This window comes from Exiguobacterium sp. s50 (genome assembly GCF_018618175.1).
Classification (GTDB): domain Bacteria; phylum Bacillota; class Bacilli; order Exiguobacteriales; family Exiguobacteriaceae; genus Exiguobacterium; species Exiguobacterium chiriqhucha.
This window is the reverse complement of record NZ_JACSLP010000009.1, coordinates 1-13,097: the sequence shown is the minus strand read 5'-3', so window position 1 is coordinate 13,097 and position 13,097 is coordinate 1. Positions and strand designations below refer to the sequence as shown.

The 13,097-nt window shown below is 47.6% G+C and carries 11 protein-coding genes; 7 read left to right on the top strand and 4 right to left on the bottom strand.

Annotation, left to right across the window (positions count from 1 at the left end; genetic code table 11):
* Positions 1 to 14 precede the first annotated feature (14 nt).
* From KNP68_RS12480 to rpmH, 4 genes are all read right to left on the bottom strand, one after another.
* Positions 15 to 557, bottom strand: coding sequence for an HdeD family acid-resistance protein (locus KNP68_RS12480; RefSeq protein ID WP_131472089.1), 543 nt, complete (start codon positions 555 to 557; stop codon positions 15 to 17).
* A gap of 120 nt (positions 558 to 677) precedes the next feature.
* Positions 678 to 1,538: a membrane protein insertase YidC gene (gene yidC / locus KNP68_RS12475; RefSeq protein ID WP_021067849.1), complete on the bottom strand. Its 861-nt coding sequence runs from the start codon at positions 1,536 to 1,538 to the stop codon at positions 678 to 680.
* Between the two features lie 102 nt (positions 1,539 to 1,640).
* The gene (rnpA, locus tag KNP68_RS12470) at positions 1,641 to 1,994 is read right to left on the bottom strand and encodes a ribonuclease P protein component (protein WP_021067848.1); all 354 of its coding nucleotides are present in this window, start codon (positions 1,992 to 1,994) and stop codon (positions 1,641 to 1,643) included.
* Between the two features lie 167 nt (positions 1,995 to 2,161).
* Positions 2,162 to 2,296, bottom strand: coding sequence for a 50S ribosomal protein L34 (gene rpmH / locus KNP68_RS12465; protein WP_015880216.1), 135 nt, complete (start codon positions 2,294 to 2,296; stop codon positions 2,162 to 2,164).
* Positions 2,297 to 3,067: 771 nt separating this feature from the next.
* Between rpmH and dnaA the strand changes: the two genes are divergently transcribed.
* The 7 genes from dnaA (at position 3,068) to KNP68_RS12430 (ending at position 12,877) form a co-directional block, all read left to right on the top strand.
* Positions 3,068 to 4,441: a chromosomal replication initiator protein DnaA gene (dnaA, locus tag KNP68_RS12460; RefSeq protein WP_021067847.1), complete on the top strand. Its 1,374-nt coding sequence runs from the start codon at positions 3,068 to 3,070 to the stop codon at positions 4,439 to 4,441.
* Between the two features lie 197 nt (positions 4,442 to 4,638).
* Positions 4,639 to 5,778: a DNA polymerase III subunit beta gene (gene dnaN, locus KNP68_RS12455; protein WP_021067846.1), complete on the top strand. Its 1,140-nt coding sequence runs from the start codon at positions 4,639 to 4,641 to the stop codon at positions 5,776 to 5,778.
* A gap of 135 nt (positions 5,779 to 5,913) precedes the next feature.
* Positions 5,914 to 6,129: a S4 domain-containing protein YaaA gene (gene yaaA / locus KNP68_RS12450; protein WP_021067845.1), complete on the top strand. Its 216-nt coding sequence runs from the start codon at positions 5,914 to 5,916 to the stop codon at positions 6,127 to 6,129.
* Between the two features lies 1 nt (position 6,130).
* Positions 6,131 to 7,249 (top strand): DNA replication/repair protein RecF, encoded by a 1,119-nt coding sequence (recF, locus tag KNP68_RS12445; protein ID WP_021067844.1) that lies wholly within the window; start codon positions 6,131 to 6,133, stop codon positions 7,247 to 7,249.
* Between the two features lie 54 nt (positions 7,250 to 7,303).
* Entirely contained in the window at positions 7,304 to 9,232 is a 1,929-nt protein-coding gene (gyrB, locus tag KNP68_RS12440; protein ID WP_021067843.1) for a DNA topoisomerase (ATP-hydrolyzing) subunit B, read from the top strand.
* A 22-nt stretch (positions 9,233 to 9,254) separates the two neighbouring features.
* Positions 9,255 to 11,825 (top strand): DNA gyrase subunit A, encoded by a 2,571-nt coding sequence (gyrA, locus tag KNP68_RS12435; protein ID WP_058765174.1) that lies wholly within the window; start codon positions 9,255 to 9,257, stop codon positions 11,823 to 11,825.
* Between the two features lie 62 nt (positions 11,826 to 11,887).
* On the top strand, positions 11,888 to 12,877 hold the full coding sequence (locus tag KNP68_RS12430) for an HD-GYP domain-containing protein (RefSeq protein WP_029596442.1): 990 nt from the start codon (positions 11,888 to 11,890) through the stop codon (positions 12,875 to 12,877).
* The last annotated feature ends 220 nt before the right edge of the window (positions 12,878 to 13,097 follow it).

Here is a 13,097-nt window from a genome sequence, read left to right as displayed (position 1 = left end):
TGAGCGGCTTTCGTTTATGCTTGCTGGCGTCTCGAGGAGCGGAGTGTGAAATAGAGCACCCATTCGATCACCCCGACGGCGATGAGAAAACCGCCGAACAATTGGAACAAAACGAGCAGGCTGTCAAACGGGTTCGCCAACATGAGTAGGCCAATCCCAATCCACAATAGACTGCTGAGCATGAAGTACATCCACCGATTGGCGATGGTCCGGCGAAATCCGACGGCTTGAATCAACCGGATGATGCCACCAAACAAGAATAAGGCGCCGATAAAAATCGGGAGCAGACTTGCCAACGTTTCAGCGAAGAAAAAGACGATTAAAGCGATCAATAAATAGATGATTCCCATAAAAAAACCGGCTGGGAGCCCGTCCCGTTTGTGCCGCAACCCTTGAATGATGGCGACGAGACCGATGATGGCAAAGTAAGCCGCAACCAAATAGACGATCGCATCAAAAAAGATGCGCGGATACAAGATGATGAGTAACCCGATTACCACGTAAAGCGCCGCTTGAATGAACGTCGACCGTTCCAACCGTTTGATGAGCGTCTCCATATGAAAGACCCCTTTCTGATTCGACGATTTCGACCACTGCTTTGTTTATTCCCGGATTTAAGGTTGATCTATCCCGAACGACAAAAAAGGCTGTGGATTGGTTATCCACAGCCTTAGCGTTTATTTACGTTTTTTCTTTTTTGCCTTTTTTTCTTCTTCTGCGAGTACGGCACGTTCTGCTTCTTTCGCAGCGATTTTCGCTTCAGCTTGAACTTTCATCTTCTCACGCATCGGGAGCATGATTGCCATCGTCACGATAATCGAGATGATGTAACCGACGACCCAGTACATCGAAAGGGCGGCTGGAAGCGTGATCGACATGACGAAAATCATCACTGGGAAGATGTAGAGCATCATTTTCAATTGTGGGTTTTGTTCTTGGCCCGCCATTGAGATTTTTTGCTGTACAAACGTCAAAATCGCTGCCAGAATCGGCAAGATGAACGTTGGATCTGGTGCCCCGAGGTCGAACCAGAGGAACTGTGCTTCAAAGATTTCAGGTGTCCGACGGATCGCATCATAGAACGCGAACAAAATCGGCATTTGAATCAAGATTGGCAAGCAGCCCGCGAGCGGGTTGATTTGGTACTCTTGATACATTTTCATCATTTCTTCTTGCAGTTTACGTTGCGTCTCTTGGTCTTTCGAGCTGTACTTCTCACGCAGCTTGAGCATTTCCGGCTGCAACACTTGCATCGCACCCATACTCTTCGTCTGCTTGATCATAAGCGGTAAAATCAAGAGGCGGACGATAATCGTCGCGACGATGATCGAGTAACCGTACTGCCACGTCCCACCAATTAAGTAAGCCGCTTCTTTCAACAACCATGCTAGTGGCCAAACAAAGTATTGCGACCAGAAGCCTTCCGTCTCAGCCGTAATCGGCTCTCCTTGGATCGTCGATGGGTCGACACAGCCAGCCATCAACATGATGACGCCGGTCATGACAGCCAACAATCCTAATTTTAGCTTTTTGCTCATAGTTCCCCCTACGCTTTCTTTATCGATTCTTTTGTTTCATCACACGTCTATCGGTCAATCCTAATTAGTTCGCGTTATATATGAAAGAACGAGCTCGGATTGTTATGATCGATCGACTTGTCTCTGCTTCCAAACTTTAGCCCGTTTGAATGCGTGTTTCAAGCTTTCTGTCACTTCATCTTGCGTAAGCGACGTCGCTGGTTTGCGCGCAATGATGACATAATTGTGCGGAGCCACGTTCGGTTCGAGCAAGCGAAGCGATTCACGCATCAATCGTTTCATCCGGTTCCGTTCCACGGCATTTCCCAGCTTTTTGCTGACCGAAAGTCCGACCCGGAAGTGCGCTTGATCCGCTTTCTGCGTGTAGACGACAAACTGACGATTGGCCACGGAGCGTCCTTCACGAAACACCGCTTGGAACTCTTCATTCTTTTGCAGGCGGTATTCTTTTTTCAAAATTCTCACTCCATCCTTCGCTTCAAAAATCGTCAACTAACATCATACCATATCCCATTCGTTTCAACGAGAGTGAATCAGCTTTTTCCGTCCGTTTGTGTGAGTTCTGTGACGATACAAAAAAAGATTGCCCAAGGAGGATTCCTCGGGCAATCTCATAATCTGTATTAGACAGTCAAGGCTTTGCGGCCTTTACGACGGCGAGCTGCAAGAATGTTGCGGCCGTTTTTAGTCGCCATGCGTGCACGGAATCCGTGGACTTTCTTACGCTTACGGTTGTTAGGATTGAAAGTTGGTTTCATTGTTAAAGCACCTCCTCAAGGTTAACGCTCTATTAGCAAGTTATAGTTTCATTTAAGGCAGTCTTTAAGATTATATAAACTGTTGTCTAGATTGTCAATGAGTTTTCGCTAGGTTTTCAATTAGGATGAAATCCTTCGGACGGGAAGGGGACAATCACCTCCGGATGGCATGATCTAGAAGAAACGGAAGTAATGAATCACATGGAGAATTAACAATCCGCCAGTGACTTTTTTACAAATAGCTGTCTAAAGCCATTTTATCCACATATCCCAAGAGTTATCCACACTTATATGTGAATAACTCCTCTTCTTTCAACAATTTTACGATTCCATTTTTTAATTTTTCATTTTCTTCTCTTGAAAAAATATTCTCCACAATTCCTTCTTCCTCTTTTGTGTATAACTTTTCTGTCTATATCTTATCTCACTTCTAATTATCCACAACATATCCACAGTTTATCCACACTATACACAGCATGTGGATAACTGCCTGTGGATTCTTTTTGCAGTCTGTGGATAAATATCAAAAACCGTTGCCACGTCTATTTTATTTTGATAAACTGAATGTGCACAAACTTGTGGATGAACTTTTAGCAATTCCAAGATATACACAGGCTGTGGATAACTGTTATCCCCAACATCAACACCATGTGGATAACGTTATCCACAGTTTTTGTTCTCTGGGGATAACCCTATTATCTACTATAGAATAGTGTATGTGTATATCGTGTGAATAAGTTTCGCCAACATGTGAGTAAAGGAGGTCTTTCATTGAAGAATGCTCGCGAGATTTGGAGAAATGTTTTATCTCTGATTGAGGAAGAGGAACGAACACCAAAAGCCAGCTTTGATATGTGGTTGAAATCAACAGAAGGAATTTCGTTGATGGGGACGACACTCGTCGTGTCCGCGCCAGCCAGTTTCATTGTGACTTGGCTTGAGCGTCAGTACTTGTCATTGTTACAAGATACGATTGAAGAAGTAACGAACAACAAGCTTGAGATTCATTTTATCGAGGAATCACAAGCACACAAGTATGCACCTGCGGATGGATCGAAAGAGACGATTGCTGCCACAGAAATGAAAGAACAGCCGCTTCCGGTACTACCAAAAGAGGAAGGGAACCTCGGACAGCTGAATGACAAGTACATTTTTGAGACGTTTGTCATCGGGTCGGGTAACCGATTTGCTCACGCTGCCTCGCTCGCTGTCGCAGAAGCGCCGGCGCGCGCCTATAATCCGCTCTTCATTTATGGAGGAGTCGGGCTCGGCAAGACGCATTTGATGCATGCGATTGGTCATTACGTGAAAGGGCAGAAGCCTGGCGCACGGATCGCTTACGTATCATCTGAAAAGTTCACGAATGAGTTTATCAACTCGATTCGTGACAATAAGACCGAAGAATTCCGCAACCGCTATCGGAACATTGATGTTCTCTTAATCGATGACATTCAGTTCCTAGCCGGGAAAGAACAGACACAGGAAGAGTTTTTCCACACGTTCAATGCGCTTCATAACGATCAGAAACAGATTGTGATTTCGAGTGATCGACCGCCTAAAGAGATTCCGACGCTCGAAGATCGTCTTCGTTCGCGGTTCGAATGGGGTCTTATCACAGACATCACACCGCCTGACCTTGAAACACGGATTGCCATCTTACGCAAGAAAGCGACGGCAGAAGGACTTGATATCGCGAACGACGTCATGCTGTATATTGCTAACCAAATCGACACGAACATTCGTGAACTCGAAGGGGCGTTGACGCGCGTCGTGGCCTATGCCAAGCTCGTCGGTCGTCCGATTGATCCGGATGTCGCTGCTGAAGCGTTGCACAACATCATGCCGGTCCAAGAAGCGAAGAAAATTGTCATTCGGGACATTCAAGAAATCGTGGGCCGTCACTTTAATATTGAAGTCGATGAACTGAAGGCGAAGAAACGGACGAAGACGCTCGCATTCCCTCGTCAAATCGCGATGTACTTATCACGTGAGATGACGGAAAGCTCGCTTCCTAAAATCGGGGAAGAGTTCGGTGGACGCGATCACACGACAGTGATTCACGCCCATGAGAAAATTAGTACGTTGCTCAAGCACGATCCGGAGATGCAAGAGACGATTCAGACGTTAAAGAAAGCATTGTCATAAAACGCTTCAATTTCATTGTGGATATCCTGTGGATAAACCCCCATAGTTATCCACAAGTTATTCACAGGCAGAATGGCTCAACACCAGTGGTTAAAGTCACTTATCCCCAGTATCCACAGCCCTTATTACTATTATGACTTAAATAATACTATTATTATTAACTATATGACTCAGTTCACTTAGGAGGAATTATCCACATGCATTTAACGATTCAGCGAGATGTATTCATGCAAGCCGTACAAGATGTATCAAAAGCTGTTGCTTCCCGAACGACGATTCCAATCCTCACAGGATTAAAGCTTGAAGCCCATGCCGATGGGTTGACGCTCACAGGTAGCGATACGGAAATTTCAATCGAACGCTTAATCCCGATTGAAGAAGGCGGAATCGAACTCATTCAAATTCAACGAGCAGGTAGCGTCGTGCTCAATGCACGTTTCCTCGGTGAGATCGTTAAAAAGTTGCCGACGAATGAAGTGACACTCGAAGTGTCTCCGAACTTTATGACACGAATTGAATCGGGACAAGCCGAGTTCCATTTGAACGGACTCGATCCAGATGAATACCCGCGCCTGCCTGAACTATCAAGCGAGCGTCGTTTCTACTTGCCGGCCGATTTGTTGAAGACGATTATCCGTCAAACGAGCTTCGCTGTTTCTGGACAAGAGACACGTCCTGTGTTGACAGGGGTCAACTTCTCTGCCGAAAAAGGATTCTTGACGTGTGTCGCAACGGATAGCCACCGTCTGGCACTTCGCCGGGCACGGTTTGAGACAGACAACGATTTGACGTTCCAAAATGTCGTCGTTCCAGGCCGCTCATTGAACGAACTCGCAAAATTGCTTGATCGGGAAGAGTTGCCAGTCGAAATCGTGTTGACGGACCAACAAATCTTGTTCCGCTTGAAAAACATCTCGTTCTTCTCGCGTCTACTCGACGGTGCATACCCAGATACATCACGCTTGATTCCGGAAGAATACCGGACAGCGGTCCGCATGAACGCGAAGGACTTCCTCCAAGCTATCGATCGTGCGTCATTGCTTGCACGCGCTGATCGCAATAACGTCATCAAGTTTGTCGCTGAAGAAGCGACGACGGTCGAAGTCTCCTCTCATTCTCCAGAAGTCGGGAAAGTGTCAGAGCGCGTCAGCATCCTGTCGCTTGAAGGAGAAGAGTTAAAAATTTCATTCAACTCGAAATTTGTCATGGATGCGCTTCGTGCGCTTGATGCTTCAGAGATCGAAATCCAGTTCACGGGTTCGATGCGTCCGTTCATCTTGCGTCCGGTCGAGCAAGATAGCGTCCTACAGTTGATCTTGCCAGTCCGCACGTCTTAAGTCAGACTGAGCAGATTCGGGGATGATGAGGTGTTTCACCTTGTCATCCCCATTTTTGCCTTATTCGACGTTTTTCGATAAACTAATAAGTATGGCGATTTTTTGTACTAAGTATGAAAGAAAGGAAGTGACGACATGAAAAAAGTGTCGATTACAACCGAGTATGTAACGCTCGGACAATTTTTGAAGTTGGCTGATATCATTTCAAGCGGAGGCCAAGCGAAGTTCTTCTTAGAGGACATTCAAGTGAAAGTGAACGGTGAGGTTGATCAACGTCGCGGACGCAAACTACGCGATGGGGACACGATTGAGGTCGAAGGTTTCGGAGACTTCCAAATCGAGGGTAACTAACGTGCATTTAAAGTCGATCCGATTGCAAAACTACCGCAACTACGAAACCCTCGAGCTAGATTTTTCAGAACAGACGAACGTTCTCATTGGTGAGAATGCCCAAGGGAAAACGAATCTGCTCGAATCGATTTACGTACTTGCGCTCGCAAAGTCACATCGGACGACGCAAGACCGTGAACTGATCGGCTGGGAGGCGGATGCAGCGATGGTCGAGGGACGGATTCATAAACGGACCGGGGAGACGGTCCAGTCGCTCACGTTTTCACCGAAAGGGAAGAAAGCGAAATTGAACCATCTCGAACAACGCCGCCTCAGCGACTATGTCGGCGCTTTTAACGTCGTGCTGTTCGCACCCGAAGACCTTGCCATCGTCAAAGGTAGCCCGCAAGGACGACGACGGTTTTTAGATATGGAAATCGGGCAAGTGAGTCCTGTCTATTTACATGAATTGAATCAGTATTTGAAGACACTGAAGCAACGGAACGCATTGTTGAAGCAACTGTCCATCAAAGGCGGAGACGAGACGCTACTAGAGGTGCTCACCGATCAAATGATTGAGCTTGCCGTGAAAATCGTTTCGCGACGTCATCATTTTATCGATCAGCTTGAAAAATGGGCGGGACCCATCCATTCCGGCATCACACGTGACTTGGAGACACTGACGATTCAATACGTATCGGATACATTCCAAAAAGAACGTTACCCAAAAGAGGCGATGTTTGAAACGTATCGTCAAAAGTTTGATAAAATAAGAGAGAACGAACGAAGACGAGGCGTGACGTTATTTGGTCCGCATCGAGATGACTTTGAATTGTATGTCAACAATCGCAACGTCCAAACGTTCGGTTCACAAGGCCAGCAACGTACAGCGGCTTTGTCTTTAAAGTTAGCGGAGATTGAACTGATCCACGAAGAGGTCGGGGAATATCCATTGCTTTTGTTAGATGACGTGTTATCTGAATTAGACGACCATCGCCAAACCCATCTGCTCGACACGATGGGCCAAAAAGTCCAAACCATTATCACGACGACCAACATTGATGGCATCGCTCACGAAACGATTCAACAAGCGAAGGTGTTTCACGTGAAACAAGGCGAAGTTGAAACGGAATCTGTATAACGTAAGACCAATCCATATGAACACCAATTCATGTATAGTAGGTGAACAAAACCGATGAGTAACGAAAACGAAAAACAAATGCAAGATTATGGTGCTGATCAGATTCAAGTGCTTGAAGGGTTAGAAGCCGTTCGTAAACGCCCGGGGATGTATATCGGTTCAACGAGCTCACGAGGACTCCACCACTTGGTGTGGGAAATCGTCGACAACTCGATTGATGAAGCGCTCGCCGGACACTGTGACACGATCACTATGACAGTAGAACCAGGTAACTCGATTGTTGTCGAAGATAACGGACGCGGGATTCCAGTCGATGTTCAAAAGAAAACGGGCCGTCCTGCCGTCGAAGTCATCTTCACCGTCCTTCACGCCGGAGGTAAGTTTGGCGGCGGCGGATACAAAGTTTCAGGTGGTCTACACGGTGTCGGGGCCTCGGTCGTCAACGCGTTGTCGACGAAGCTTGAAGTGTTCGTCCGTCGTAACGGCAACGTCTACTATCAGTCATTCAAACGCGGTGTCCCACAAGGCGAACTTGAAATCGTCGGTACGACCGATACGACTGGTACAACTGTTCGTTTCTTCCCAGATGGAGATATCTTCGAAGAGACGCTCGAATATGACTTTGATTTACTCGCTACACGTCTGCGCGAACTTGCTTTCCTGAATAAAGGACTCCGCATCGTCGCCAAAGATGAGCGCAGCGATGAGACGATTGAACGCAATTATCACTACGAGGGTGGCATCAAGTCATACGTTGAACATTTGAACCGCTCGAAAGCCTCAATCCACGACGAGCCTGTCTACGTACATGGCACGAAGGATGGAATTGAAGTCGAGATTGCGCTTCAGTACAACGAAGGATTTGCGAGCAACATCTATTCATTCACGAACAATATTCCGACCCATGAGGGCGGAACGCACGAGACTGGATTTAAAACGGCGCTCACGCGTTCAATCAACGACTATGCAAAACGCTTCGGTCTCATGAAAGAGGCTGATGGTAGCCTGTCAGGAGATGACGTACGTGAAGGATTGACGGCGATTGTCTCGGTCAAACACCCGTCGCCACAGTTCGAAGGGCAGACGAAGACGAAACTTGGTAACGCCGATGCGCGTACAGCCACAGACTCGCTCTTCACGGACACGTTCGAGCAATTCTTGCTTGAAAATCCATCTGTCGGTCGATTGATCGTCGACAAAGGCTTGATGGCGGCCCGTGCCCGTCTCGCAGCGAAACGTGCTCGTGAGATGACACGCCGTAAAGGGATCCTTGAAGTCAGTTCATTGCCTGGGAAACTAGCCGACTGTTCATCGAAAGATGCATCGAAGTCTGAGCTGTACATCGTTGAGGGTGACTCGGCCGGCGGTTCAGCGAAATCAGGTCGCGATCGTCACTTCCAAGCGATTTTGCCAATCCGAGGTAAAATCATCAACGTCGAAAAAGCGAGACTTGATAAGATTTTAGCTAACCAAGAAGTACGTACGATTATTACAGCGCTCGGGACAGGGATTGCGGAAGAGTTCGATCTCGGGAAGGCTCGTTATCATAAGTTGATTATCATGACCGATGCCGACGTCGATGGCGCCCACATTCGCACACTGCTCTTGACGTTCTTCTATCGCTACATGCGTCCGCTCGTCGAGAGCGGGTATGTCTATATCGCGCAACCACCACTTTACGGCTTGAAGCACGGAAAAGATGTCACTTACGTGCAGAATGACCGTGAATTGCAAGAAGCGATTAAACAGCTTCCGGAGAATGCTCGTTACAGCGTACAGCGTTACAAAGGTCTAGGTGAGATGGACCCTGAACAGCTGTGGAGCACGACGATGAATCCAGAGACACGCTCGATGCTTCGTGTCGACCTTCAAGACGCCATTGAGGCGGATGAGATCTTTGAGACGCTCATGGGTGACAATGTCGAGCCGCGACGTGATTTCATCCAATCACATGCGCATTACGTGAAAAACCTCGATATTTAAAAAGAAGGGTAGGCAATAACGAATGGCAGAACAAGAAAATATCAAGGATATAAATATTAGCCAAGAGATGCGCACCTCGTTCATGGACTATGCGATGAGCGTTATCGTGTCACGTGCCCTCCCAGACGTACGAGACGGTCTGAAACCGGTTCACCGTCGTATTCTATATGCGATGAACGAACTTGGAATTCGTGCTGACAAGCCCCATAAGAAATCGGCCCGTGTGGTCGGTGACGTTATCGGTAAGTATCACCCCCACGGTGACTCTGCCGTTTACGAGACGATGGTTCGGATGGCGCAAGATTTCAGTTATCGTTATGAACTCGTCGACGGTCACGGAAACTTCGGATCGGTCGATGGAGACTCAGCCGCAGCGATGCGTTATACAGAAGCACGTATGTCGAAAATCGCGATGGAACTCGTCCGTGATATCGGCAAAAACACGATTGATTACCAACCGAACTTTGACGGAGAAGAGAAAGAACCGGTCGTCATGCCAGCCCGGTTCCCGAACTTCTTGGTCAACGGGACGAGCGGAATCGCGGTCGGGATGGCCACGAACGTACCGCCGCATAACTTGAACGAAGTCATTGACGGCGTTCTTGCGTTGACGCATAACCCGGATATCACCATCTCCGAGTTGATGCAGCATATCCCGGGGCCTGACTTCCCGACAGCCGGCGAAATTTTAGGACGTAGCGGAATTCGCCGCGCCTATGAGACGGGTCGTGGATCAATCACGATGCGGGCCAAAGCTGAAATCGAAGTGTTGAAAAATGGTCGTGAACGGATTCTCGTTCATGAAATCCCATATCAAGTGAACAAAGCGCGCCTCGTCGAAAAGATTGCCGATTTGGTACGCGACAAGAAAATCGAAGGCATCACTGATCTTCGCGACGAGTCGGATCGTAACGGGATGCGTGTTGTCATTGAAGTACGCCGCGATGCGAATGCCAGTGTCATTTTGAACAACTTGTATAAACAAACGCCAATGCAAACGACGTTTGGGGTCAACATGCTCGCCCTCGTTGGGGGACGACCGAAGACGCTCAACTTGAAGCAAGCGATTTATTACTACATCGAGCACCAAAAAGAAGTCGTCCGCCGTCGGACGCAGTTCGATCTCGACAAGGCCGAGGCCCGTGCACACATCCTTGAAGGATTGCGCGTTGCCCTCGATCACTTGGATGAAGTCATCGCCATCATCCGCAGCACGCGGACCGGTGACGAGGCCCGTGAGAAATTGATTGCCCGTTTCGGATTGTCGACCGAGCAGACGCAAGCGATTCTCGATATGCGTCTTCAACGTTTGACTGGACTTGAGCGTGAGAAAATCGAAGGCGAGTATCGCGAGATTCGCGCCTTGATTGAAGAGTTGCGTGCCATCTTAGGCGACGAAGAACTCTTGCTTCAAATCATTCGCAACGAGTTGACAGAAATCAAAGAGCGTTATGGCGATGCACGTCGGACAGTTATCCGTACGGATATCATCGAGCTTGAAGATGAAGACTTGATTCCAGTTCGCGACATGATGATCACGCTCACGAGCGAAGGGTATATCAAATCAATCCCAAGCGACTCGTATCGTACACAACGACGAGGCGGACGAGGCAAGCAAGGGATGGGTACGAATGACGAGGACTTCGTGTTACGTCTCTTGTCAGCTTCGACGCATGATACGATCCTGTTCTTCACGAACTTCGGTCGCGTCTTCCGCTTGAAAGGGTATGAAATCCCAGAGATGAGCCGGACTGCGAAAGGGATGCCGATTATTAACTTGCTACAAGTCGATAAAGGCGAAAAAGTCGAGACGATGATTCCGGTCGACTTCAATAGTTACTTGGCAGACAAAGCCATCGTTGAGGATGGAAGTGAAGATTCGGAAGCTGAAGTGGCAGACGAGCAGTTGTCGCTCGTGTTTATCACGAAGCAAGGACTCGTCAAACGTTCACCGCTCTCGGCTTACGCCCGCATCAATAAAAACGGACTTCGTGCCATCAGCTTGAATGATACGGACGAATTGGTTACTGTCCGTCTTGCGAAGAGCGATGACGAAATGTTGATTGTGACGCGTGAAGGGATGTCGATTCGCTTCCCGCTTGCGAGTGAAGTACGGTCGATGGGCCGTACCGCCCGAGGTGTCCGTGCGATTCGTCTGAAGAAGGATGACGATCAAGTCGTTTCGATGGAAATCGTACGCCCGACGCAAGACGTATTGATTATCACGGAAAAAGGCTATGGCAAACGAACACCGATGGAGCAATTCCGCACGCAAGGTCGAGGCGGTTCTGGAATTATCGGAATCAAGACTGACCGCGGTACCGTCGTCGGTATGCGAGTCGTGGATGAGGACGACGACATCATGCTCATGACCGAGCTCGGTGTCGCCATTCGAATCGATTCACAGACGATTTCGCAAATGGGTCGCAGTACGCGCGGTGTGAAAGTGATGAACATCGAAGACGGCGATCGTTTGGCTACAATTGCCAAATTGAAAAAAGATGAGCTAGAAGAGGAATCAGCAGATGAGATGGAGAATGGATTTGATGGTGAAGCACCAGAAACCGACCTATCGTCTGAAGTGACCGAATAAGGCGAAACAGGTCGAGCGGAGCTTCCGTTCGACCTGTTTTCATACGATCAGGAGGGATGAGCATGCGACTCGCTATTTCAAACGTGCACGTAGGTATGACGCTCTTAACATCTGTTTCTTCATTAGAGGCCGGGATTAGACTGACGAACGAACATTTACGTTTGCTCCGCTTTTTGAAAGTTGATGCGATTGAAGTTGCTCCGGTAGAACGCCGTCCCTTTACACATGAGGAAGAACGCGACTTATGCGAAAAGATTCTTCAGTATGAACGTCACTACAATCAATGGGAAGAACGGATATCACCGAATCCATATGAGGCTCTTGAATTTATTCATCAGTTATTTCGCCAAGACTATCCTTTATCAGCAATCGTCAAGTTTTTCACGAACCAACCGTTACGTAAAAATCATGTGATTCATCATGCGATTTATCGGGCGCTCGTCGCAAAAACGTTATCGAAATATCGGGGGGACGAACATCGGCTTCAGTTTGACTATGGAATCGCATCTTATTTCGCCGATGCCAGTTACGCTAAAATCCGCAAATGGTCACATATGCGCTATTTTACAAAAATGGAGCGTGAGCTTCTGTATCAACATCCACTCGTATCGATGGCGATGTTACCTGAAGATCGGACATTACGGCAGCGTGTCGGTAAATTAGTTGCCGAACATCATGAGCGGCTCGATGGATCGGGCTTCCCAAATCGTCTTGAAGAGCGAGCGCTTCATCCGGCCTCTCCTCTGTTTATCGTGGCAGATCGTTTTTGTCAGTTGACGGCACCGCGAACATTCCGAGCTGCACTCACTCCGGAAGAAGCTTACTTCTATATGTGGCAAAATGAAGCGTACGATGGAGAGGCGCTCACACTGTTAGCTACGTTACTCGGCTTTTATGAAGTGGGTCGAACCGTTTTGTTGAGTAGTGGGGTTCGCGGGAAGATTCATCACTATACACCGAGTGTCGAACAACCGATTGTCGTATCAGAACCGACGCAAGAAACGTATGATTTAACTCGTTTAGACGAAGTACGAATCATCGCATTTCAATAATAGAAAGTGTGTTCCTTCTATATAGTGCAAAGAAGGAGCACTCTGTTTTTTTATTCTTTTAAAATATTTTATTTTTATAGTTGACGAAAGAGAATACAGGTGCTATTATAAATGAGTCGCTAAGAGCGGCAGACGAACTTTGAAAACTGAACGATGAGGCAAAAAAAGTTTTACAATTTTTGAATGAAGCGCAAGCTTCGTCATTTTTAAAGAGCTATAT